Source organism: Priestia aryabhattai B8W22, from assembly GCF_000956595.1.
GTDB classification, from domain to species: domain Bacteria; phylum Bacillota; class Bacilli; order Bacillales; family Bacillaceae_H; genus Priestia; species Priestia aryabhattai.
The window spans coordinates 72,175-96,569 of sequence record NZ_JYOO01000009.1; the positions used below are offsets into that span (position 1 = coordinate 72,175).

The 24,395-nt window shown below is 37.6% G+C and carries 26 protein-coding genes; 9 read left to right on the forward strand and 17 right to left on the reverse strand.

Translation table 11 applies throughout. The annotated features are described in order from the left end of the window. Positions 1-40: 40 nt before the first annotated feature. A complete protein-coding gene (locus N178_RS09185) occupies positions 41-427 on the reverse strand; it encodes a hypothetical protein (RefSeq protein ID WP_045291886.1) in 387 nt (128 codons plus the stop codon). A gap of 261 nt (positions 428-688) precedes the next feature. On the opposite strand from N178_RS09185, the gene N178_RS09190 reads away from it, so the two are divergent. Further along, entirely contained in the window at positions 689-1,432 is a 744-nt protein-coding gene (locus N178_RS09190) for a BMQ_0737 family morphogenetic spore coat protein (RefSeq protein ID WP_045291888.1), read from the forward strand. 138 nt (positions 1,433-1,570) lie between these two features. Continuing rightward, positions 1,571-2,404: an OmpH family outer membrane protein gene (locus tag N178_RS09195; RefSeq protein ID WP_045291889.1), complete on the forward strand. Its 834-nt coding sequence runs from the start codon at positions 1,571-1,573 to the stop codon at positions 2,402-2,404. A gap of 47 nt (positions 2,405-2,451) precedes the next feature. Here N178_RS09195 and N178_RS09200 read toward each other — a convergent pair whose 3' ends face one another. From N178_RS09200 to mgtE, 4 genes are all read right to left on the reverse strand, one after another. After that, positions 2,452-2,787, reverse strand: a complete 336-nt coding sequence (locus N178_RS09200; RefSeq protein WP_045291890.1) for a DUF1360 domain-containing protein — start codon at positions 2,785-2,787, stop codon at positions 2,452-2,454. Between the two features lie 77 nt (positions 2,788-2,864). Further along, positions 2,865-3,377, reverse strand: coding sequence for a CotO family spore coat protein (locus tag N178_RS09205; RefSeq protein ID WP_045291891.1), 513 nt, complete (start codon positions 3,375-3,377; stop codon positions 2,865-2,867). Positions 3,378-3,817: 440 nt separating this feature from the next. Next, a complete protein-coding gene (locus N178_RS09210; protein ID WP_045291892.1) occupies positions 3,818-5,677 on the reverse strand; it encodes a monovalent cation:proton antiporter family protein in 1,860 nt (619 codons plus the stop codon). 159 nt (positions 5,678-5,836) lie between these two features. Further along, a complete protein-coding gene (gene mgtE / locus N178_RS09215) occupies positions 5,837-7,213 on the reverse strand; it encodes a magnesium transporter (RefSeq protein ID WP_014461563.1) in 1,377 nt (458 codons plus the stop codon). Positions 7,214-7,390: 177 nt separating this feature from the next. On the opposite strand from mgtE, the gene prpE reads away from it, so the two are divergent. Beyond that, on the forward strand, positions 7,391-8,131 hold the full coding sequence (prpE, locus tag N178_RS09220; RefSeq protein WP_045291893.1) for a bis(5'-nucleosyl)-tetraphosphatase PrpE: 741 nt from the start codon (positions 7,391-7,393) through the stop codon (positions 8,129-8,131). 33 nt (positions 8,132-8,164) lie between these two features. On the opposite strand, the gene N178_RS09225 is transcribed toward prpE, so the two are convergent. The 4 genes from N178_RS09225 to N178_RS09240 form a co-directional block, all read right to left on the reverse strand. Then, positions 8,165-9,058: an RluA family pseudouridine synthase gene (locus N178_RS09225; protein WP_045291894.1), complete on the reverse strand. Its 894-nt coding sequence runs from the start codon at positions 9,056-9,058 to the stop codon at positions 8,165-8,167. Positions 9,059-9,072: 14 nt separating this feature from the next. Then, positions 9,073-9,870, reverse strand: a complete 798-nt coding sequence (locus N178_RS09230; RefSeq protein WP_025749877.1) for an NAD kinase — start codon at positions 9,868-9,870, stop codon at positions 9,073-9,075. A 61-nt stretch (positions 9,871-9,931) separates the two neighbouring features. Further along, positions 9,932-10,567, reverse strand: a complete 636-nt coding sequence (yjbM, locus tag N178_RS09235; protein ID WP_014461566.1) for a GTP diphosphokinase — start codon at positions 10,565-10,567, stop codon at positions 9,932-9,934. 27 nt (positions 10,568-10,594) lie between these two features. Continuing rightward, entirely contained in the window at positions 10,595-10,981 is a 387-nt protein-coding gene (locus N178_RS09240; protein ID WP_014461567.1) for a UPF0738 family protein, read from the reverse strand. A gap of 216 nt (positions 10,982-11,197) precedes the next feature. On the opposite strand from N178_RS09240, the gene N178_RS09245 reads away from it, so the two are divergent. The 5 genes from N178_RS09245 (at position 11,198) to N178_RS09265 (ending at position 14,531) form a co-directional block, all read left to right on the forward strand. After that, a complete protein-coding gene (locus tag N178_RS09245; RefSeq protein ID WP_045291895.1) occupies positions 11,198-11,788 on the forward strand; it encodes a CYTH domain-containing protein in 591 nt (196 codons plus the stop codon). 4 nt (positions 11,789-11,792) lie between these two features. Further along, positions 11,793-12,482, forward strand: a complete 690-nt coding sequence (locus N178_RS09250; protein WP_045291896.1) for a lytic transglycosylase domain-containing protein — start codon at positions 11,793-11,795, stop codon at positions 12,480-12,482. A 286-nt stretch (positions 12,483-12,768) separates the two neighbouring features. Continuing rightward, positions 12,769-13,179, forward strand: coding sequence for a globin domain-containing protein (locus N178_RS09255; RefSeq protein WP_013055433.1), 411 nt, complete (start codon positions 12,769-12,771; stop codon positions 13,177-13,179). 26 nt (positions 13,180-13,205) lie between these two features. Beyond that, entirely contained in the window at positions 13,206-14,057 is an 852-nt protein-coding gene (locus tag N178_RS09260; RefSeq protein ID WP_028412354.1) for a ClpXP adapter SpxH family protein, read from the forward strand. 294 nt (positions 14,058-14,351) lie between these two features. Next, positions 14,352-14,531, forward strand: coding sequence for a hypothetical protein (locus N178_RS09265; RefSeq protein ID WP_014461572.1), 180 nt, complete (start codon positions 14,352-14,354; stop codon positions 14,529-14,531). Positions 14,532-14,562: 31 nt separating this feature from the next. Here N178_RS09265 and pepF read toward each other — a convergent pair whose 3' ends face one another. From pepF to mecA, 4 genes are all read right to left on the reverse strand, one after another. Next, a complete protein-coding gene (gene pepF / locus N178_RS09270) occupies positions 14,563-16,380 on the reverse strand; it encodes an oligoendopeptidase F (protein WP_045291897.1) in 1,818 nt (605 codons plus the stop codon). Positions 16,381-16,543: 163 nt separating this feature from the next. Further along, on the reverse strand, positions 16,544-17,725 hold the full coding sequence (locus N178_RS09275) for a competence protein CoiA (protein ID WP_045291898.1): 1,182 nt from the start codon (positions 17,723-17,725) through the stop codon (positions 16,544-16,546). A gap of 118 nt (positions 17,726-17,843) precedes the next feature. After that, on the reverse strand, positions 17,844-19,361 hold the full coding sequence (cls, locus tag N178_RS09280) for a cardiolipin synthase (protein WP_013081764.1): 1,518 nt from the start codon (positions 19,359-19,361) through the stop codon (positions 17,844-17,846). A gap of 213 nt (positions 19,362-19,574) precedes the next feature. Next, the gene (gene mecA, locus N178_RS09285; RefSeq protein ID WP_013055427.1) at positions 19,575-20,255 is read right to left on the reverse strand and encodes an adaptor protein MecA; all 681 of its coding nucleotides are present in this window, start codon (positions 20,253-20,255) and stop codon (positions 19,575-19,577) included. A 360-nt stretch (positions 20,256-20,615) separates the two neighbouring features. Between mecA and N178_RS09290 the strand changes: the two genes are divergently transcribed. Then, positions 20,616-21,281 carry a TerC family protein gene (locus tag N178_RS09290; RefSeq protein WP_045291899.1) on the forward strand — a complete coding sequence of 222 codons (666 nt, stop codon included), beginning with the start codon at positions 20,616-20,618 and terminating at the stop codon, positions 21,279-21,281. 96 nt (positions 21,282-21,377) lie between these two features. Here the strand turns inward: N178_RS09290 and madM are convergent, their stop codons facing one another. From madM to spxA, 4 genes are all read right to left on the reverse strand, one after another. Beyond that, positions 21,378-22,139 (reverse strand): malonate transporter subunit MadM, encoded by a 762-nt coding sequence (madM, locus tag N178_RS09295; protein ID WP_045291900.1) that lies wholly within the window; start codon positions 22,137-22,139, stop codon positions 21,378-21,380. Beyond that, positions 22,136-22,549, reverse strand: a complete 414-nt coding sequence (gene madL, locus N178_RS09300; protein WP_045291902.1) for a malonate transporter subunit MadL — start codon at positions 22,547-22,549, stop codon at positions 22,136-22,138. The genes madM and madL overlap by 4 nt, the downstream gene beginning before the upstream one ends. 195 nt (positions 22,550-22,744) lie before the next feature. Next, the gene (locus N178_RS09305; RefSeq protein ID WP_045291903.1) at positions 22,745-23,641 is read right to left on the reverse strand and encodes a LysR family transcriptional regulator; all 897 of its coding nucleotides are present in this window, start codon (positions 23,639-23,641) and stop codon (positions 22,745-22,747) included. Positions 23,642-23,843: 202 nt separating this feature from the next. Then, on the reverse strand, positions 23,844-24,242 hold the full coding sequence (spxA, locus tag N178_RS09310) for a transcriptional regulator SpxA (RefSeq protein ID WP_013055422.1): 399 nt from the start codon (positions 24,240-24,242) through the stop codon (positions 23,844-23,846). Between the last annotated feature and the right edge of the window lie 153 nt (positions 24,243-24,395).

Below are 24,395 nucleotides of genomic sequence, written 5' to 3' on the forward strand. Positions count from 1 at the left end.
CTATAACATTATATTCAGGACTAAAGAAAGACGTTCTATCTTATTTGTCCATTTTGCGCTGCATGGACAAAAATAAATCCGTGCTGTTTTTTGGCTTTCTTACTCGTGATCTTTCTCCTCCCTTTTGCTCTGTCACTTCACGCAGCCGTTTTTGCAGCTCTTGAATGGTTCCTTGTGCTTCATGATTGTACTGTACAATGGACTGTTCGGTTTTTGATTTTTGTTCATTGACGCATGCTTTAAGCCAATCTATTTTTTCCTCTAGTTTTCTTTTTTCTTCTTCATGCTTTTGCTTTAATTCCGCTAACTCTTCCTTAATATCTTCATATTCAAATTCTTGATGTTTGAATTTTTGATATTCTTCTTTATAAAAAGCCAATTCTGACTTCAATGAAGCAATATATTGTTTTGTTTTTTCCTCACTCATGCCCTTCACTCCTCCATTATAAATAACCCACTACTTCTAAAAAATCAGTTAAAGATGAATAACACTTTTTATTAACATGAATATGCTGTAATTGAGTTTATTATTTCCTTCATTTTTTATGCTCGCTCCAACTAGAATTTATTCCGATAAATTCCGCTTTTACTAAGGAACATAAAAGCAGGTCATTCATACACTATAGTAGTCCGATACCTAGTAACGAAAAGCGTAAAGGAAGGACAATTACAATTAGGAGGTTTAAAAATGGGAGAACTTTTTGAATCATTATGTATCCGCGTGCCTAAAGTGTACGACTGGGTTAGACGTCAAGTTGTTTTACCACAAATCTTTACGAACGACACTTCATTATTTGAAGAAGAAGCACTTAAAGATTTAGGGCATGACGTAGAAGTGGAAATTATTTTAACAGATAGTGACGGTAAACCTGTGGATCCTTCAGATGAAGATGCACTGGATAAAGTAATTGAACTTGTGCCACACGGTGGTCGCCGCGCTAGAAAAATCGTGTTACCAGATGGAGAAGTGGTTATTCTTCATGAAGTTAGATTGTCAATCAGTGGGTTCTATAAGATTAAGTTAATTGATTTAGGTGGTCATCACAAACATCATGAACTTACTTCTTGCAATATTCCATGGAAGACACATCAAACGTTTTACCTTTGTGCTCCAGAAGGCACAGAGCCAGTTGTTCACCTTGATTCTTTTGAAGGATCCGGCGGTTCTATCAGATTGTCACACTGTGACTTACAGCTGTTAAGCTTTGAGCTCGTGTTATGTTTCAGTGTACAAATTGAAAAAGATGTTAAAATTGAAGTGGAAGGCAGCTTCTGCTATCCTCGCCCTGAAATTATAGATGCAGCCAGCGGTTGCGCACCTGTTGAATATCCACCTCAATGTGAAGCGATTTTCCCTGGAAGACGCCACCATCACGATGATTGTGAGGAAAGCAGCAGCTACGAAAGTTCTTTTGAAACAGATTTTGATTAATTAGATACCATCAGAGGAGAATATTTCTCCTCTTTTTTCATCGTTTACAAGCTTTGTGCATACATATAAATAAAACTGCTGTGGGCAGCTTAGGTTTACAAAATTAATTCATAGCTCAGCAGGAAAGGAGACTACTAGATGAGTCGTAACTCCCCTTCCCCTAAAGATGATTTAACTCAATTAAAACAAAAGCTCATTCACTATAAATCAGAAATTCGGCACGTACAAAACCAATTAAAAAGCTATGAACGAGCTTTAGAACGAGAAAAAGAAAATACATCGTTTTGGAAGAAAAAACACGCTGAGACGCTTTCTACATCTGAAAAAGAAGTAGAAATTGAAGGATTAGAAAAAGAGCTGGATTTACTGAGAAACGAGCTTTCTGAACAAAAAATTATTGCAGAAGCATTTCGAGAAAAAGCCTCGAGAAAACAGCCCGTTATTGAAGAAAAGATTGTGGAAAAAGTAATCGAAAAAATTGTAGAAAAACCCGTGGAAAGATTTGAAAAGAGTGATATCCTCTGTTTTTTTCAACATTCTTTACTGCTGCCAGAACAAGATGAAAGCGAGCTGATGATATTCGGCAACGTAATTATTCAAAATCAAACGAGCAGTACTTTACGCTCTCCCGTGCTTTGCTTAAAAATGAAGCCCAATGCTTCGGCTATATTAAGCGGGAAGATCATTGATGAAAAAGACATTGAAGTTTCTAGTATCCCCTCTGCTTCTTTAGAATGGCGCTATGCTCATCCAAAATGGAACGAAAAAATTCAAAATGACGGTGAATATTGGATCAAACCTATTAAGCAAACCGTATTAAAGCCAAAAGACAAATTACTATTTGACTCTTTTCAAGTAGTCATTCCGCTGTCCTCTGATACGACTTCATTTATTCTAGAAGGCTTTTTTTATAGCGAAGAGTGGCAAGAAGGTATCCCTTTTTTAAATAAAGTTGTACTAAATTTCCCTTAATTATTAAAAGACATATTGATGTTCAATATGTCTTTTAACTCGTCCATTTATTTCATAAACGATTCTATAATTCCCGCACATCCTGCAATAGCTAAGATTGTAATGATAGGAATAGCAATGTGTGGGACCGCTACATAACTAAAGTAAATCCCTACCGCACACCATATGCCCGTACACCAATAACAGCTGAGCAGCTCTCCAATCCATCTTTGCAGTCCCTTCCCTTTTATCTCTAGGTAAGTTACCGTATTTCCTTGTTCATCTTGATCTTCTACGATTTTGTGAAACGGTTTACGAATAAACACTGTAATTTTATCAAAAACAATTAGACGAGTAAGTCGAAACGTCGCAAAGACAAATAATGTTAGATAAATCCATGTCATCTTCATTCCTCCGTGCATTCACAAACTTGTGAAAATAAAAGCTAACGTGCTTCTTCACTGTTAGCTTTTAGAATCACTTAAATTTTAACGATAGATATGGTCTGAATATCATGAAATGTCAATACTGTTTTCTCTTTATTAGGAGGAACGCTTACGTATAAACTTCCTTCTTTTAATTCTAAAATTGTTCCTATATATTTTTGGTTTTGACACGTAATTTCACAAATTGGCTGAGACATATGAGGCGGGAAGCTGCATAGAAATTCAACTTTTTCTTTAATCGTCATAGACTGAAACATTTTATTTGGCTTTTTAGTCTCTGATTGCGGTATATCCACGGGAACAATTGAACGCTCTTCCTCTTTTTCTTGCTTAATCTCTTCCACTTTTTCTACGTCAGGCTCTTTGACTTCTTGAATGGAAGAAAAGCTGGGCTCTTCTTTTAACACATGCTCTTTCTCTATTCCTTTATCGTCTTGCTGTTTTGAACTAAAATAATATTGCATAGAACGCTGGTTTTGCGTAGCGTTTGGCTGGACAATGTACATTAGCGGCTCATTTTCTTCTGACTTAGATTTTGAGTTAGTCATGAAGCATACCTCCAATTGCTTGTTATCGTTCTTTTAAAAATGTATGCTTGCACACGGAAAAACTTGTTTATTTTTTTGCGGTAGCCTTTTTGGAATTAAAATCAGCGCTGTACTTTTGTTTCCAGCATTTGAAAAAACACAATAAAAGAGGTTGAGATATAACGAAATTAATTCAATCTAAAGACGCACAAATAGGATACATTAGCTGAGCCGCTTGTTACACCGCAGCTGATTCCCGTGCAAGACTTCGCTTTGCCCTCCCATCAACTGCTAGAAGGAACTAAACAGATAAAACCTATATTCACCATAACAAAAAAAAAACCGAACCACTAATCAAAAATTTTGATCAATGGTTCGTTTTTCACTTGGGCTAAAATACTTTTGTCTCAGCCTTTTACTCTCATTCAATCAGGTAGAAAACTAAATCCAGCTAAATATCTTTATCTAATTTTATACTCAAGAAGCATACGCAATTCATTCACATACGAACGAGACCCCGTTACAATCAAACGATCATCAAATTCAAGCTCCGTATCGCCGTGAGGTACAATGGAATCTTTGCCTCTAAAGATTCGAACAAAAATCACATCTCCTGTAAATGGGAACTTACGAAGCTCCACCCCCTCGTATTTAGGGTTACGCATATTGATTTGATAAAGTGCTGTTTCTTGATTCGTTAAGATATTTAAAATATTTGGCGATTCGATTAAAGCTTTTAGCAATGCCGTTGTAGATAACAGCACAGAAAAAACTTCAATGTTATTTTCTTTCATTTTTTCATCTAATACAGGACTTTCTACGCGGGCAATAACCCGTTCTGTACCATGTTCTTTTGCAAATAGAGCAATGTCGCTATTTCTCTCTTCTTCCCCTGTTGTCACAACTAATACATCCGCATCTAAAATCCCCATACGTATTAACGTTTCCTTACTATACCCATCGATGTCGACGATATTAAAAATGGAATCGGACGTACGGTTTTCAATCTTGTCCTGAGTAGGATGATAAATCGTAACATCATATAAATCAAGATCCATTTCTCGAATAACCGGGAGTGTAAATTGATTTGCACCGAGCATATTAACCTTCAGCTTTCTGTCACTGATCTCTGGCTTTGGAAACAGCTTTCTAAAGATAATAGGTGTAATAATGCATGTAATAATTGCCACCAAAATCAGCGCACCGGACATTTGTGAATCAATCACACCAATATTTTCGCCAACCGTTGCTGCCGCAATAACGAGTGATAAAGTCGATGTTAAAAGAAAACCCGATGCCAAAACGGTTTTCATATCATACCATTTTCTTAAGATTAACGCTGGGACTAGCTTGGATATTAATAATGCAATGAATAATAAAGGCATTAAAATCAGCACTTTTTTATCACTGAACAATGACCAAACGTCAAGCTTCACTCCTACCATCACAAAAAAGATAGGAATTAAAAATCCATAGCCAAACGAATCTAATTTATGGACTAAGTTTTTGTTGGGCGCAAGAAGAGAAACGAGTGATCCCGCTAAAAAAGCGCCTAAAATGTTTTCAACACCAATTGACTCCGAGAGGCCCACTAGAATGATAATGAGTGCAAATACGGCGCGCGTGTCGATTTGAATTGTACCTTTAGACATTGTCTCAAGAAACGATCGATTTTTAAACTGCTTCCCTATGAAGTATAAAATCACTCCTACTCCAAATAAAATTAAAATCAACCATGTATTGCTATTTCCTGATTTATCATAGACGGAAGCAAATACGGCTAGTAAAATCATCGTGACTAAGTCCGCAATAACCGCAATCAGTAAAATGGTCTGTCCAATCGGCTTTTTCATAATCTGTGCATCTTTTAATGTCGGCACTACTACTCCTAGTGAAATGGTAGAAATAATAAGCGTCATCAAAAAGGCATTATCAATAAAACCGGTCCATACAAAAACATAGGACAAAAATAGTGAAACCGCAAAGATAGCTGCAAACACTAGTATAGAAATGGAAAAAGCATTTGGCACCTTTGCTCCTGATGCCTTTTTGTCTTTTGAATTTCCTCCAGCAAAAGCCGAAAAATCAATTTCTAAACCACTTAAAAACATCAAAAAGATAAAGCCTAGAGTCGAAAGTGTTTCAAGCCACATATCCTGCTCCACAAGGTCAAAACCACTTTTCCCTATAATTAACCCCATAATAATTTCAGCTACGACTACAGGTATAATGTTGAGTTTAAACCGATGCAACAGTATAGGCGTTAAAAAGGCCAAACTAATGACGATAACAAGTGATGTAAAGGACGCGTGCTGTTCCATTAGATTCCCCTCCTTTTACCTTCGCTATTTATAAAACGAAGACGTTAGTATTCAAAATTAAAGGTTAATCATAAAAGCTTGAAGGTTCTCTGTCAACTATATGAACTGATAATGAAAATCCGACATGATTACTCATGCCGAATTCTAAAGTTCCTGTCATTATTTTAAGTAACTCATAAATGTTGTCGCTAGGCCGAAGTAAATTAAAATACTGATAAGATCATTAATCGTTGTAATAAATGGTCCTGATGCGACTGCAGGGTCAATTTTAAACCTGTGCATGAGAAGCGGGATAAACGCTCCTGCTAGTGTAGCCACGATCAATGTTGAAAATACAGAGACGCCTACCAAAGCGCCTAAAATGAGATCTCCTTGCCAAATATAAACAATTAATACGACTAAAAGTCCACATGACGCGCCCGTAATCATTCCGGTAGCTGCTTCTCGGATTAACAGCTTAAATTTGCTTTCTTCTTCGATTTCTCCCGTCGCCAGTCCGCGAACCGCAACGGCTAATGCCTGTGTTCCTGTATTACCAGCCATACCGCCAATCAAAGGTATAAATACGGCTAAAATAGCTACTTGATTCAACGTATCTTCAAAACGTCCAATTAAACTCGCTGTCATCATTCCTAAAAACAGCAAAATGATCAGCCAAGGCAGCCTTTTTTTGGCCGCTACTAAAGGATTGTGATCAATCGTATCATCTACATCACTAATACCGGCTAATTTAGAATAGTCATCCGATGCCTCTTCATCAAGAACATCCATCACATCATCAACCGTAATAATCCCGAGAAGATGCTGCTGAAAATCAACAACTGGAAGCGCAAGAAAGTTGTAATCGCGCATAATACGCGCAACTTCTTCTTGGTCTTCTGCCACTGACACTGATACGACTCGTTCATTCATCACTTCGCTTATCATCGTATCTTCATCTGCTATAATTAAATCACGAAGAGAAATAACACCTGCTAGATGCTTTTGTTCATCAATAACAAATACATAATAAATCGTTTCCGCTTCTGGAGCTTCCCTGCGTAGAATGTGCATAGCTGAATGTACGGTTTGATTTTCACGAATGGCCACAAACTCAGTGGTCATAATACTTCCAGCGGTATATTCCTCGTAATGAAGCAACTCTTTAATTTCATCGGCTGCTTCTTCATCCATAATCGTTAAATAGCTCGCCACTTGTTCTTTATCCAATTCATTTAATACGTCAACGGCATCATCCGCCGACATTTCCGACAGCATGTCTGCTGCAAAATTCGGATGCATTTCTGAGAGAATTTCTTGATAATCTTCTTCTCGTATTTCTACATTTTCAAAGATATCCGCCATTTCTTCCGGAGATAACATCTCGTACAGCGCAAATCTAGAAGGCTCATCTAATTCTTCAAAAAATTGAGCTTGGTCATACGTATGCATATGTAAAAATTCTTCACGAAATGCATCGATTTCATTTTTTTCTAAAAGTGATAATAAATGTTCGGCGAACCATGCCTTTTCTTCTTTTTCAATTGAATCTGTCATGTCTTCAACCTCCCTGTCGCACAAAACTCATTTAACTTTATGATGAATTTTGTTTTTTTTCAACTCACAGCTCTTTACTCTTTTCCCAATAATATATAAGTTCTACACATAGTTTGCTCCATATAAGGGTAATTTTATATCGTCAAAGGAAAAACCTCTTAAGGATGTGGATAAAAGATGAAAGTAGATATAATAGGCGATATCCATGGGTGCTATGATGAATTAAAAGCGTTAACAGAAAAACTTGGGTATGAGTGGCAAGACGGGATTCCTGTCCACTCTGACGGACGGCGCCTTGGATTTGTAGGTGATTTAACAGACCGGGGACCTCATTCACTAAAAGTGATTGAGCTCGTATGGTCACTTGTAATAAAGCATCAGCAAGCTTACTACTGTCCAGGCAATCACTGCAATAAGCTATATCGCTTCTTTTGCGGTAACAAAGTGCAGATTACTCATGGGTTAGAAACGACCGTTGCTGAGTACGAAGCTTTGCCTTCAAGAGAACAGAAATTCATTAAAAAAAAGTTCATTGAGCTTTATGAACAATCACCTCTATATGTGCAGCTTGATCAAAATCAATTAATTATTGCTCACGCCGGCCTTAAAGCTGAATACATCGGCAGAACGGATAAAAAAGTAAAAACCTTTGTGCTATACGGAGACATTACGGGTGAAAAACATCTAAACGGCATGCCTGTCCGACGGGATTGGGCCAAACATTATAACGGAAAACCTTTTATCGTGTATGGGCATACACCCGTAGTAAAAGCCAGAAAAATTCATAATACCATCAATATTGATACAGGCGCAGTTTTTGGAGGGGCTTTAACAGCGTTTCAGTATCCTGAAGGGAATATTATATCGGTGCCTTCATCTATGCCCTATGTAGAGGGAAAATTTAACGACTTCGTGTAAAAAGAAAGTCGCTTTTCATTTAAAAAGCGACTTTTATCTTACGATTTGAAGTTTCTGCATATCTGGCGGCAAAGGTGCTGTAAAAGACAAAGTTTCTTGTAAAAAAGGATGAAAAAAAGTGAGCTCATAGCTGTGGAGAGCTTGACGAGAAATAAGATGATTCGTTCCGCCATATAGGGTATCTCCAAGCAGTGGATATCCTTTATAAGCCATATGAACACGAATTTGGTGAGTTCTCCCCGTCTCAAGCGAAAGAGCAACTTCTGTAAAAGAAGAATACGGACGAAGCGCCGCATAGTGTGTAATAGCAAACTGCCCATCTTCTCTTACTTCCCGTTCGATAATACTTGACTCTTTTCGGCCAATCGGTGCCTCTATCGTTTCCTTGCCAACAAGCTTACCATGAACAAAAGCCCGATACACGCGTTTAATTTCATGTTCTTTTTGTGCTTTAGAGAATAAGTAATGAACGTGCCTATGCTTAGCGACAATAAGCAGCCCAGATGTGTCTCGGTCTAACCTATTCACAAGATGAACAGTCGAGTTAATGTTATTTTGCTCATAATAATAGAGCACAGCATTACTTAGCGACCACGTTAGATGTTCTCGAGAAGGTATACTTGGCATGTTTGGCTGCTTATTCAAAACTAATATATACTCATCTTCGTATACAATATCTAAAGGTATAGCTTTAGGGAGAAGACTTTCACTTGTTTTTTCTGGTGGAAACGCCACCTTGATTTCGTCACCTTTTTGCAGAATATATCGCACCGTTGCATGCTTTCCATTTACTTCAATTGCTCCTCCTCTGAACTTAATGTCCGTCAGCGAAGCTTTGGAAATATCATGTTCTTTTAAAAATTCACGAACCGCTACACCCTCGAAAGAATGATCTACGGTCCAACTCAACGTAAAAACTTGTTTCATTCTCTTCCCTGCCTTTAATCATCACATACAAAAGAGTCTCTGACACGCTGCCAGAAAGGAAACGCGCGAAAGCGAGCAAATCGAATTTTTTCGCTTGCTACCCGAAATTGAATCGACTTTACATCTTTATGTAAAAGAGTTAAATGATCAATGGTAATTTGAAAGTCTGCGTCGTTAACAGGCTTTAACAGCGCTGTATGATGTCCAGGAAGAACCAATGGAGAACCTATCGTACGGAACACTCGATTGTTAATAGAAGCCATTTCAGCAATTTGAATAGCTTGAAGCGAAGGATGTAAAATCGCGCCTCCAAGGGATTTGTTATAAGCTGTACTTCCCGAGGGAGTGGATACGCAAAGGCCGTCTCCTCGGAATGTCTCAAATCGCTGCCCTTTAATTTCCACATCCATTACTAAAGAACCTTCTACACTTTTCACCGTACATTCATTCAGAGCTAAGTATCGAGCTTCGCGTCCACCGTTTGTATAGCGAATAATCACTTCGAGCAGTGGATACTCTACAGTCTGATAGGGTGTCTTTGCAATAGCAATGACCAGCTTCTCAATCTCATCAGGTGTCCAATCTGCGTAAAAGCCTAAATGGCCGGTATGAACCCCAATAAAAGCCGTCTTGTCAAGTCGGTTTCGATAGCGGTGAAACGCGTAGAGAAGCGTTCCATCTCCCCCTACTGACACTACAATATCAGGCTGGTTTTCATCATATTCTAAATGAAAATCTAATAAATACGTTTTCATTTTTTGCATAAGCGTATTTGATATTTGGTTGCCTTTTGATGTAATAGCAAATTTTATTTTCTCCACCTAATTCTCTCCCCCTATCCATCCAAAGTACAAAGCTGTTGCTGAGTCATACCTAAGATTCTTCCGCCGATTCTTTTTTTCGTGAGAAAATAGCCTGGGCTTCTTGAATCTCACCTCGTATTTGAGACATTTCTTCATCGAGCTGAGTAGCCGCTTCAGAAGCACGCTGAAGTCGCTTTTTGATATTCTCAGGAAATTTCCCGCTGTACTTATAATTTAAAGAATGCTCAATTGTAGCCCAAAAATTCATAGCCAGTGTACGAATTTGAATTTCCACTAAAATTTTCTTTTCACCTTTAATTGTCTGAACAGGATAACATACGACCACATGATATGAACGATAGCCGCTTTCTTTTTTATGAAGAATATAATCTCTTTCTTCAATCAATTCAAAGTCTGTGCGCTGACGAAGGAGCTCTACGACCGCTTTAATATCGTCCGTAAATTGACACATCATACGGAGTCCCGCAATGTCCTGCATCTCTTCCTCTAAGCGATCCAGAGAAATTCCTTTTCGAGTCGCTTTATCCAAAATACTGGCGATAGGCTTTACTCGTCCCGTCACGAATTCAATAGGTGAATGCGTAGACTTCATATCATACTGTGAACGAATTCCTTTTAATTTCACCTTAAGTTCTTCAACGGCTTGTTTATACGGTGCTAAAAATAAATCCCAATGTCTGATCATTAATAACACCCCCCTTTTTTCTCTCTGTTACTTATTTTCTTTATCTAAAAAAACTTCCTCTACTCTTGCTACCATCTCGTCTCCATAATTCACATTTCCTTCGATGTTACTGATGAGATAAGATAGCTCTTCTTTAACGGCTGATAGCTCAATTACTTCCTTATTAATTTCTAAAAATACTTTCATATCTTTATGTAAGACGTGCTTTAAATTTGCCCAAATATTATCACTAAGGCCAACATACATAAATTGATCATTAATATCTACAACATATACAAATGACATGTTATCTGAGTCAACAAGCATTTGTTTTGTATCTTCCAATTGTTCAATTTCCGTCTCAATAGGGTCTGCTTTTAAATGTAATTCATTTGATTTCATCACACAGGTAGTGATGTCAATTCGATTGTGCATAAATAAACTCCTTCCAACTATACAATTCGTTACTATTTTAACACATTACAGGAACGTTTAATAAAGGTAAAACCTAAACAATCCGTATTTCTTCATTTTCCAAGTTCCCCATATGGATATTCCTGTTAGGAAATGTAGTTTTACTGTCTCAAAAAGTGTGATAAATTAAGATGGAAAGTGCCTTACCAAAAGACCTAAATTAAAAGGATGATTTCATTGAAACAAGAAATTGAAATTGAATTTAAAAATATAGTAACGAAAGAAGAGTTTGATCGTCTCCGCTCACACTTTCAATTAACTGAAGATCAGTTTATTTCTCAAGAAAACCACTATTTTGATACACCTGCTTTCTCATTGAAAGACTGCGGGGCTGCCCTGCGAATTCGAAGCAAAAAAGATAAATCCGTTCTCACCCTCAAACAGCCTCATCAAGAGGGTCTTTTAGAAACACATGAAGCATTAACAAATGAACAAGCTAAAGAATTGCTAGATGGCAGCGCCAAGATTCCTTCAACGATTCAACAGCTTATTACTGATTTACAAGTCGATAGCCATGCGCTAACTTATTTTGGCACTTTGCGTACAAGTCGAGCAGAAATTCCATATAAAAATGGGTTACTTGTACTCGATCATAGCTTTTATCTAGGTGCTGAGGACTATGAACTTGAATACGAAGTAACGGATGCCAATGAAGGGGCAAAACATTTTGAACAATTGCTTACGGAGCTTGATATTAAAAAGAAACCAACGGAAAACAAAATTCGACGGTTTTACAAGCGAAAGTATACGTTAATGGATGGAGAATAAATTCATGAGTATGAATATTAACCATTACATGTCTTCTGTTCAATTTCCTGGAACTCAGCCATTTTCAGTTAACAACCAGCTGCCAACAGCTAACGTGATGCTTGGTACAACTTTACTCTCTGTATTTGCTCAGCTTTTTCAAGACTACGTCAATCAAGAGCCTCAAATGAGTACCAATCTTTACTTGCAGGCAGCGCAGATGTTTCCAGCTACGGCGGTTCAAACGCAGTTCCAGCCATCTGTTTCTTCCTCAGATAAGGCAGCCGCCCCGACTGCTGCCTTACCTGCACAAAAAAACGAAACGGTAAAGGCCAGTTCTCAGGATATCCAAACGATAATTACAGAAGCAGCAGCACGCTACCAGCTGGACCCTAAACTTATTCGTTCTGTTATTAAACAAGAGTCAAATTTTAATCCATCTGCCAAAAGTTCTGTCGGAGCAGCTGGGCTTATGCAGCTAATGCCAGCAACCGCTAAAGCTCTTGGTGTAGAAGATCCGTACGACTCCAAGCAAAATGTATTTGGAGGAGCCAAATATCTTCGACAAATGTTAGATAAATACGACGGAAACGTGAAATTAGCGTTGGCGGCCTATAATGCTGGACCAGGTAATGTCGATAAATACGGCGGAGTACCTCCTTTTCAAGAAACGCAAAAATATGTAAACAAAATTATGTCTTCTTATCTTGTGTAAAAGAGTCCAATCATTCGCCACTCGAACGTGGAATGGCTGTAGTTTGTCGAGGTTACACTATATAAATAGAAGGAAACGTTTGTGAAAGGATTCCTTTGTTTCTCATAATTAGTGATTCGCCACAGCATCATAGACTTTTCTTATGTAAAATTCCACTTTATCTCTTTTCCAGTAGAAGAAGTAAGCGGATAGTTTGAGTTAACGAAATGACACTGCTAAAATTAAGGAAAGTAAAAAACACCAAAGAGTTAAGACGTATATTTCTTATAACAAAGGAGTTATCAACATGAGAGAAAAAATCCACTCCCCTTACGAATTATTAGGCGGTGAACATACGATTTCAAAACTTGTTGATGCTTTTTATACACGCGTTGGACAACATCCTGAGCTCGCGCCAATTTTTCCTGATGATTTAACAGAAACAGCAAGAAAGCAAAAGCAATTTCTGACACAATATTTAGGAGGGCCTTCGTTATACACTGAAGAGCATGGTCACCCTATGCTGAGAGCTAGACATCTTCCTTTTGAAATTACACCGTCAAGAGCCAAAGCCTGGCTGACGTGTATGCATGAAGCAATGGACGAAATTAATTTAGAAGGCCCTGAGAGAGATGAACTTTATCATCGTCTTATTTTAACTGCCCAACACATGATTAATTCACCAGAACAGACAGATGAGAAAGGATTTTCACATTGAGTAATCTAAACAGCCAATACCCATCCTTGCATCAGCTTTGTCAAGGTTCAAATAAAAAACCGCTTGAAATCTATGTATTTGTTGACCCTCTTTGTCCAGAGTGCTGGGCACTCGAGCCTATTCTAAAGAAGTTACAAATAGAATATGGTCAGCTGTTATCCCTCAAGCATGTGCTTGGCGGAAACTTGCAGCAATTAAATATTGGAGCACAGCAGAGATTTGAACATATTGCAAAATCGTGGGAGAAAACTGGAAGCCGCTCCGGCATGTCATGTGACGGCAACCTGTGGCTTGAAAACCCAATCGATACTCCTTACGCTGCATCAATTGCAATTAAAGCGGCCGGACTGCAAGGAAAGAAACAGGGCATTCGCTTTTTGAGAAGACTTCAAGAAGTAGTATTTTTAGAAAAACAAAATGTTACAGAAGAATCTGTCTTAATACAATGTGCAAAACATGTGGGGCTAGATGTTAATGAATTTGTAAAAGATTTGCATTCAGATTACGCTGCGAAGGCTTTTCAATGTGATTTAAAAATCACGTCGGAAATGGATGTCGATGAGATTCCAACTCTTGTGTTCTTTAACGAAAAAGTTGAAGAAGAAGGCATTAAGATATCAGGATACTATTCGTACGAAACATATGTACACATCATTAAAGAGATGTTAGAAATTGACCCAGATCCAGCTTGTCTTCCGCCTCTTCGTTCATTTTTAAGCTATTTTCAATTTGTTGCTTCAAAAGAAGTGGCAGTTGTGTATGGTTTATCATTAGAAGAGGCTGAAAAAGAATTGAAAAAACTTCAGCTTCAGCAAGTTGTTGAGAGAGTTCCTGTCAAATACGGAACCTTTTGGCGAAGTACTGAAAAGAGCTGTTAATTATTAAATGTTGATGCTTATCCTAAGCATCGACTAAACAAAAAAGACTTGGCTTTCGCCAAGTCTTTTCGTTTGTCTTAAGACAACAAGGGGATGGGAGAAATTTTTCACGGTCAAACAAAGGGGTATATGTTTGTTTTGTGATAAACTTCACGATTAATACTATAGCAAATTATGTCGACTTTTGGCAACCCCTTTTTTCAATTTTATTCACTTTTTTATAAAAAAACTTCATAAACAGCCAGATTCACTCATATAGTACAACCAATTATGCTTTTAATAGAGGTGTTAACTATGAAAATTGCTGGAATTACTCTAGGAGTTGTTATTCTTTTATTTTCTTTTTTATTCTATATTTTGTCTCTTATGCAGCTTGTCCCTCTCATTATCGCAGGCCCTCTCTTATTTTTAGCTATTCTTATTATCTTTACATTGCTTAACAATCACAACAAATTTCGAGGATTTAAAAAATGAAGCAGGATACAGCTCCTGCTTCATTTTAATTTTATTGATTTAATAAACGTTCCATTTCCGTTAATTTCTCTTCAAATACGGCTAGGGCTTCTTCAATAGGCTGAGATGTTGTCATGTCCACTCCTGCTTTTTTCAACACTTCAATTGGATAATCAGAGCTTCCTGACTTTAAGAAACCTACATAGCGCTCAACAGCTGCATCTCCTTCTTCAAGGATTTGCTTGCTTAATGCCGCTGCTGCACTGAACCCTGTAGCATATTGATAAACATAGTAATTGTAGTAGAAATGCGGAATACGAGCCCATTCTAATCCAATCTCTTCGTCAATTACTAAGTTGTCTCCAAAATACTTTTTATTTAAGTCATAATATAATTTTGTTAATAATTCAGGTGTAAGCGGCTCTCCGTTTTGAGCACGCACGTGCACATCGTGCTCAAATTCAGCAAACATCGTTTGACGGAATACCGTACCGCGGAATCCTTCTAAATAATGGTTAAGCAAATACAAGCGCTGCTTTTCATCATCAATTGTTTTTAGTAAATAATCGTTTAGAAGCGCTTCATTACACGTTGAAGCTACTTCTGCAACAAAGATTGAATAATCTCCGTAAGGATATGGCTGCGTTTTTCTTGTGTAATAACTGTGTACGGAATGGCCAAATTCATGAGCTAGTGTAAACAAATTATTTACATTATCCTGCCAGTTCATTAAGATATAAGGATTGGTGCCATACGTTCCTGAAGAATAAGCACCGCTTCGCTTGCCTTTGTTCTCATGAACATCTACCCAACGATTTTCAAATCCTTCTTTTAACACATTAAGGTAGTCTTCACCTAGTGGTTTCAGACCTTTTAAAATATAATCTTTTGCTTCTTCATAGCTTACTTCCATTTTTACGTCTTTTACTAAAGGCGTATAAAGGTCATACATATGAAGCTCTTCAATTCCCAATACTTTCTTACGTAAATCAATATATCGATGCAACAAATGCAAATTATCGTTCACTGTTTTAACTAAGTTATCGTATACTTCTTCTGGAATATTATTTGTGCTAAGAGCTGAGTGACGAGCTGAATTATAGTGACGAACGCGGGCGCTGAAATTATCTTTCTTCACCGTGCCGCTTAACGTACTTGCAAACGTATTTTTAAATTTCCCGTACGTTTCATACACCGCTTTAAACGCTTCTTCTCGTACGCGGCGATCGCTGCTTTCTAAAAAGCGAATATAGCGTCCGTGCGTGATTTCTACTTCTTCTCCATTTTCGTCTTTAATGGACGGAAATTCTAAATCTGCGTTATTTAACATTCCAAACGTGTTGCTTGAAGACCCTAGTACTTCAGAAGCCTGAGCGAGAAGCGCTTCTTCACTTTCTGATAAAATGTGCGGACGCTCGCGAGTAATTTCATCTAACGCATGAGCGTATAACTTTAGCTCTTTATGTTCCGCCATGTATTGTTTAATTTTTGATTCTTCAATAGACAAAATTTCTGGTGTTACATACGATAGTGCACTTGCAATTTGAGTATAAAGGGTTTTAATACGATCATTTAATCCTTGATAAAAAGAGTTAGTGGTATCTTGATCGTAGCGCATGTGAGCATATGTATAAAGTTTACTAACGCGCATTGTGAGCTCGTCTTGCTCTTGAAGAGCGTCGTATAAAGTTTGAGCGGACTCTCCAAGTTTTCCTTTGAATTTTTCCATTTGCGAAATAAGAGCTTTTACTTCTTCAAATTCTTTTTCCCATGCGTCATCTGAAGCAAAAATATCCTCTAGTTTCCACGTATCTTCTACTTTTATCTCGCTTCTACTTGGTAACTTTTTCACTTTTGATTGTTCACTCATGGTCATCCCTCCATCTTTTTCTACCTGTCTATAACTGTTCGCTTTTTCTAAGGCGAATCCTTTTTATTTCTTTCGTTATTGTATGTTGTTTTAAAAGAATTAATCAAAAGTCAGTACGCTTTTGAAAAAAGGATTCTTTCTTAAGCGTACTGATTTTCAGTGGTTATGTCACTTCTTTTGCTTGATTTAACCACCTTTTCATCATTTGTCCATCTTCTAAAAACGCATCGGATGTTCGCTTTGGAATCGTGTAAGGCCTTCTGATTTTGTATACCCCAGAAGTTATAGACGTTAGCATCCCTAGCCGGCATAATACCTCTATATACTCAACCAAAGGCTGTTCCACAACAACAGGGGCCATCGGCAAAGACCGAAACACAATATGCCTCTGATGAATTCTGTAGAGCCATAGCCTGCATAACTCTTTTTCTGTAATTAAATCCCCTACGTGCTTTTCCTGCATTAAATCAAGAAGCAGCCATGTTTGCCATATAGTAGCAGACGTGTCAATCATGTATAAAGAAGGCAGCGGCATGCCTGCTTCTGCTGGAATATGAGAGGGAGGAATATTGCTTTCATAAAGAGCGTGTAAAAAAGGCTGAAGCTTCTGATTAGGATAGAGGATATAATGCGTTCTCCATGCCTTCTTTTTCTTTATCCATGAAGAGAAGAATTGAGGCTGTGTATGTGTAGAAAAAAGATCATGAAAGGTATGCTCGTGAGGAGAGAGCACGACAAGCTGTGCATAACAAATCTGAGATGAAAAAGGAATAAGATGTTCAAGTTTCAACAGTTGATTAGTAGAAGGTGAAAAATAAAGAAGTGTGGGCGTATAATCGGAAAGAGTAAGAAACTGCCACTCTTGAAAAGAAAGTTGATACATATAAGTGGATAAGCGCTTCATTCTTTTTGCCCCCATAATCCAAAGAGGCATATAATTTCCTTTCTCATAATGAATAGAACGTTTAGTTAACACTGAGGAAGATAAGGACGCACATTGAAATTCAATTGCATATTTTTGCGAGGGCGTATCTACAAGAAGATCTGGACGCTGCATAATGTCAGGAAGATAACTTTCTAACTCGACTTCAAGATGAGAACTAAACCAGTGAAACAGCTTTCGCTTTCCGTCGAGATGATAATCTGTTTCACCTTCATGCTGAGCGACGCACGTTTTTTTCAGGTGCGCAAAATGAGGAATTTTTTTTGTACCTACCTTTAACTGTACAGGGGATTGACAAGAGGGACAGTAGAACTGCTTTTCTTTTTTCCACAGCTTAAGCTGTTCAAGCGAAAAGCGCTGAGCCAGTGAAATGAGGCCTTCGTCTGTTTGGGCAACTAACAATCATACATTTCTCCTTCCTATAGTAGCGAGCTATATCCTTGTATTCGACACCTTTCTACTAAACCCTTTTCTTTCAGAAAAAAACCACATTGCAGATACGCAATGTGGTTTACAGCAATTATAATAGCGGTGAAAGCAAACGGGCTGTTGATTCAAACAGCCGCTGTATAAATGGCCGCTTTTCAAAGTCTTTAAAGTGAAGCTCACTCGTTTCTTCTAAATCTTGCATATATTCATATACGAGCTTTTGGGTACTAGCTGTGCGATATAAAAAAGCATTTACTTCAAAATTTAAATGAAAGCTTCTCATGTCCATGTTAGCTGTTCCAATAGAGGCAATTTCTCTATCAACAATCACAATCTTGCTGTGCATAAATCCTTTTTTATACTCGTAAATTTTCACACCTGCTTCTAGCAGCTCCGGAAAATAAGAGCGTGATGCATGAAAAACAATTTTTTTATCGGGCTTCTGAGGTACAAGAAGCCTTACATCTATACCGCTTAAAGCAGCTACTTTGAGGGAAGTAAAAATATCTTCATCAGGTATGAAGTAAGGAGAAGCAATCCAAATGGACTCTTTCGCAGACGTAATCATCGAAAAAAATAAGTGTTTGATAATTTCCCACTCACGGTCTGGTCCGCCAGCAATCATTTGAACACCGCCGCACTTTTCCATATCAATGTCAATTAAATCAGGCGATAGATACGTTTGAGTAAGCATCGTCTGTCCTGTCATATAATACCAGTCTTGCAAGAAAATAAGCTGCAATGAACGGACTGCCTCACCCTTCACCATCAAGTGAGTATCTCTCCAAAAGCCAAAATGCCGACTTTTCCCAAGATACTCATCACCAATGTTCAAACCTCCTACAAACCCAATTGTTCCATCAATGACTACAATTTTACGATGATTACGGAAATTGATTTTATTATTGAGAAATGGAAGTCTGACCGGCAAGAATGGAATCATTTCTACGCCCGCGTTTCTTAACTCGTGAATATAATGCGGTGAAAGCTGAAAACTGCCCACAGCATCATACAAGAAGCGTACATAAACTCCTTCTTGTACTTTCTGAATCAAAATATCTTTAATTTGTTCTCCTAAGTGATCATGTCGTACGATGTAATACTCTAAGTGGATATGATGCCTTGCATGCTTTAATGATTCCATAATTTCGTGAAACGTCTCTTTTCCATTCGTCAATGCGCGCGTATCTGATGAAAAAGAAATTGGACTCTTGCCAAGCCTGACGGCTAGCTTCAGCATTTGCTTTCTACTGGTGCCCAACTGTTCAAAGTGATTTTCTAATATACCGGAATCTCTTTCCATCTTTAAAAGCACCTGTTCATCCAGCTTTGCTTTTTTAGCAAATAAACGCCGTTTTCGCGTATTGCGTCCAAATAACAAATAAAAAAAGAACCCTATTACCGGGAAACCGCCTAATACTACGAGCCACGTTAGCGTTTGAGTTGGATGACGGTTTTCTAATGAAATAACAAGACCGATGAAAACAACACTAATCGTAATTAAGATACTCAGCACGCCAATAAATTTACCGTCCCAATACCCTTTTGTAAAATAAAGCAAAGCAATAATACCAATAACAAAAATTAAAAGCTGTAATCTATTTTTCAACTTGTTTTCACCTATCCTACAACCAATCTTTCATCATTAATAACAGGTCTTTATACCGTTATTATCCTCAAACTTGTTATTTTAACACTACACTTTCCCGTGTAGGAACCAGCCCCTGCTTTTTCCACCTATATTGTTCAAACTGAGCAGAGAGCATTTCCAAAAAAGAGGGCAAAACAAAGACCGATTTCATATACATGAAATCGGCTGCTATTATCGTAAAGGAAAATACTGCTTTACTTGTTCAAGTGCATTTTCACTGATTAATTCTTTTCCATATTCCATTAAACGATGAACTGTTACATTTGATTCATTTGCATATTCTAAAATGATACTCAAAATGTTATCAATTTCAGCTACAAAGTCTTCATCATCTGTAAACTCAACGTATAAATAATATTTCCCTTCAAACACGTACATGCTGTTGATGATATCATCTAACTCTAAATGGTGACTTAAGGAAATTAAATGTTCTAAGTCTTGAAAGCGTGCGACGAACTGTAGCCCTTCGTCTTCTATAATTTCTTCTTCAAAATCAGCTTTTTTATTTTGATTCGCTTGATGATCAAGCAACGCTTCAATTTTTCCATCTACAGGGATATCGATTTTATCATTTTCACCAACAGGTACTTCGAACTTTTGACCGTCTTTTGAAACTTGTGCTCTTGTTACAATAACCTCTAGCCCCTTCTCAAGCGCATGTACTTGAATCCAAAGAGGACCTTCTGCTACAAACTCTTCTTCTTGATGAATTTCGTCCATCATCTCCCAGAATAGCTCTTCACTGCGCTCTCGGCTAAACCAAATTTCATTGCGATCAAATCCACGTTCTTCAATATCTACGTAAGTGACAAAGAATTTTACTGTGTTTTCATTAATGCGTTCGATTTCCATTATCATCTCTCCCTTCGGAAAAATCAGTGAAGGTAATCCGGCCATTTCGAACATTACCCCTAAACGATGAAGGGACTATTTTACCCCCGTGTTAAAGCAATATTACATGTACTTTCTCACTTTGTAAAGCATTCTAACTTGGGATATACAAGCATACACTATTTGAGTGAACCTTGTATATCTATTTTATGACAAAATGCGAAAGAAAGGAAATAAAAAATACTCTGACAACTCACAGCCACCTTACACCTTACTTTGTTATATACATAATCTCTTTACCCTATGAACGCTTTTTGTTAAAAATGAACACAGATAAAGCAATATGAGCTACTTATCCTTACATATTGGGAGGGAAGACTATTGGATTTAGAATTAATAACCTCCATTCTTCTTATTATCGGTATCGATATTGTATTAGGTGGAGACAACGCTATTGTTATTGCCTTAGCAAGCCGCAACTTACCTGAATATCAGCGAAATAAAGCTATTTTTTTAGGGACTGGCTTAGCTGTGATAGTTCGCATTGTACTTACTATTTTAGCTGTTTATTTACTAACTATTCCTTACTTGCAGCTCATCGGCGGTTTTTTATTAGTGATCATTGCCTTTAAGCTTCTTGTATCAGAAGGTGATGATGCATCTTCAATCCGTGCAGGTGTGACATTAGGCGCCGCTGTAAGAACGATTGTATTTGCTGATATTGTAATGGGACTAGATAATGTAATAGCTGTAGCAGGCGCAGCTCATGGAAATATTATCTTGGTTGTCACCGGATTACTCGTATCCGTCCCCATTATTGTTTGGGGAAGCAAGCTCATTTTGTATTTGATGGAACGGTTTCCTCTGCTCGTTTATGGTGGAGCAGCTATTTTAGCTTATACTGCTGGAAATATGATTGGACATGAGAAGAGTTTACATTCATTCTTTGCAGGCCATACATCTCTAGGAACATTTATTCCGTTTATAACAATTGCTGTTGTGCTGATAAGCGGCATGGCTGTTAATAGCTTTCGTTCAACTAAATGATAAAGAAAAGGCCATACTAAACATTTTTATTTAGTATGGCCTTTTCTTTAGTTTAATGAGCACAGCAGTCTTTTATTCATAAAACACTTTGTACACTTAAAAAATAATCTCTGTGAGTAAAAAAAGAATAGATGGTACGAGTAAACAACCAAGACCTGTATAAAATGTAGCTGTCATGGCTCCGTAAGGTACAAGTTTTACATCTGTCGCGGCTAAACCAGCCGCGACACCGCTCGTCGTCCCCATAATTCCTCCATAGATCATTGCTGTGCGAGGGTTGTTTAATTTGATTTTCTTAGCAAATATCGGTGTCAAAATCATAACTGAAATGGATTTAATTAATCCTACAGCTATACTTAACGCGATAACATCGGAGGAGGCTCCAATCGCAGTTCCAGAAACCGGCCCCACAATATAGGTCACGGCTCCTCCTCCGATTGTGGTCAAAGCAACGGGATCTCTATATCCAAAACAAAGAGCAATAATTACACCTATTACAAAGGAATAGAAAACCCCAAAAAACAAGGCCGTAATCCCGCTGATTCCCGTTTTTTTTACTTCGCTAAAATTGGCGCCGAACGCAGTAGCAATAATGGCAAAATCTCGCAGCATCCCCCCGCCCATTAAACCAATTCCTGAAAATAACTGTATATCAGAAATTCCTTTCTCTCCTCCTGTGTTCACTCCACCGATATAAGCAAGAATTAATCCAAACATAATAGCAATAGCAGATCCGTGAACTCTTCCTTTTGTTAATTTATCTGATAAAAAATAAGCAATATACATGACAATCCCAATAATAGCAAATGCCGTAATCAGCCCGTTATTTTCTAATCCTTCTTTGATCATATTCATCATTTTATCTGCTCCTTAGGTAAAATAGAAAGCTCTATTTCTTGTTCCTTCACCTTCGCTTTCTCTCCTATTCTGCTGATAAATGGTATGGATAAAAAGCCTACTACGACTACTAGCACCCCTGCAAGAATTGCCATGCCTCCACCATCAAGAGCAGCTACAACATTTTGCTGTGCAGACATTGCTACCACGATAGGAATATAAATACCTCCCCAAAAAGCAATGCCTTCTTCGGATTTTACTTGAAGCTTATTTTTCTTCTTTAAATAATCCACCGCTAGTACAAGAAGAAGCATGGACACCCCTACTCCTCCAACGTTGGCTTCTACTCCCATCAGCCCTCCTAATGCGTCCCCTACAATTACTCCTATCAACATGCAAATAGACAGCAGCGCTACACCGAAGATTATCATATTACTTCCTCCCCAACCCATTATTGAAAGCGTTTACTTTATAATTTAAAAATAGTGTAAAGGAAAAAAGTTGAATAACCTATGCATTTTTAGTTATATACTTATATCAAAAACGACATAATGCAGTTTTTCTCTACCGTTTATTTTAGATTTATTCGAAAAAGAAATAAAAATCATGACATTTAGTCATGATCCTTATATGTATTCATGAGGCATACCGGAAGGTAAATGTTTAAAGTAATCAATCACAAACTGCCGGAAGGTTTGTTGTAAATCCGTCACGTAGCCTCCATTGTTCCAAGCTAAAAAGATAGTACGTTCAAATGTTTCCTCTTCAATTTTCAACAGTTTTACATCTTTTCCTGTAGAACCTCCCCACGTCACTTCAGGAATAAAACCGATTCCTTGCTTCGCTCTAATCAAACCTCTCACTGTTGCTGGATCATCGCTTTCAAACGTAATTTGAGGTACAAAATTCTGTTCCTTACAAATCACATCCGTTATTTTTCTTAATTCTTTCCCTTTCTTTAGCACAATGAATTTCTCATTTTTAAGTTCATTTAACTTTACACGTGATTGCTTGGCTAAATGGTGATCATGAGGGACTGCAAGCAAAATCGATTCACGAAGCAAAGGAGTATGTTGGATCTGACGGGTTGTTAATGGAAAAGCTGAAATACATAAATCAAAATCAGGCTGTGAATAGCTATTAGTCAAATGCTGCATCAGCCGAAAACGCACCTGAGGATATTGCTCACGAAACCTGCTTAATAGCTCTGGAAGTAAATGTGAACTAGCTAATACAACAAGACGAATTTCTTCACATGGATCGCTCGACATATCCTTTAGCTCGTGTTTTGCGTCTTCTAATGTTTTTAAAGCACGTTCTACTTTGGCACAGAACGCTTTACCATACCGATTTAATTTAATGTATTTACCGTTTCGATCAAACAAACGAATGCCTAGCTCTTTTTCCAACTGTGAAATCGTTTTGCTGAGCGCAGGCTGAGATACGTATAGCTCTTCAGCCGCTTTGCTGATATGTTCTAGTCTAGCAACTACTTGGAAATATTTTAGCTGTAAAAGCTCCAATCCGTTCACCACCACTTTTATATGTTTAATTACTCTCTTTCTTTATTAATTACATATATACTTCATTTTCCCTGCTATTTCGACAAAAAATAAGCAGCAGAGGCCATTTGGCTCCCTGCTGCTTATTTCTTTATATACCAACTTCAAGCAAACGTTACTTGGTTGGTTTCTTATTTAAATCTTAAACAGACAAATATAAAAATTAACCATTCACAAGTCTTTGAGCTTCGCGAAGTTGGAAAGTACGCACTTTACGTGGTAAGAAACGACGGATCTCGTCTTCATTATAACCAACTTGTAGACGTTTTTCATCAATGATAATCGGACGGCGCAATAAGCCAGGATTTTGCTGAATTAATTCATACAAATCTTGTAAAGGCATAGCGTCTACCTGAACGTCTAGTTTTTGGAAAGTTTTCGAACGTGTTGAAATGATTTCATCTGTTCCATCTTCTGTCATACGTAAAATTTCTTTAATCTCATCGATTGATAACGGCTCTGAAAAGATATTACGCTCTGTATATCCAATATCATTTTCCTCTAACCAAGCTTTCGCTTTACGACAAGATGTACAACTTGGTGATGTATATAATGTAACCATTTACTCCTTCACTCCTTCTATCATAATCGGTCATAACATTCAAAACATGAACTGTAAATCATGTTGTTTTATACAAACTTCAACGAGTGTAAATATTTAATGACTGATAATGAAAATCGATACTACTTTATAATTACTTTTAAAAAATAATAT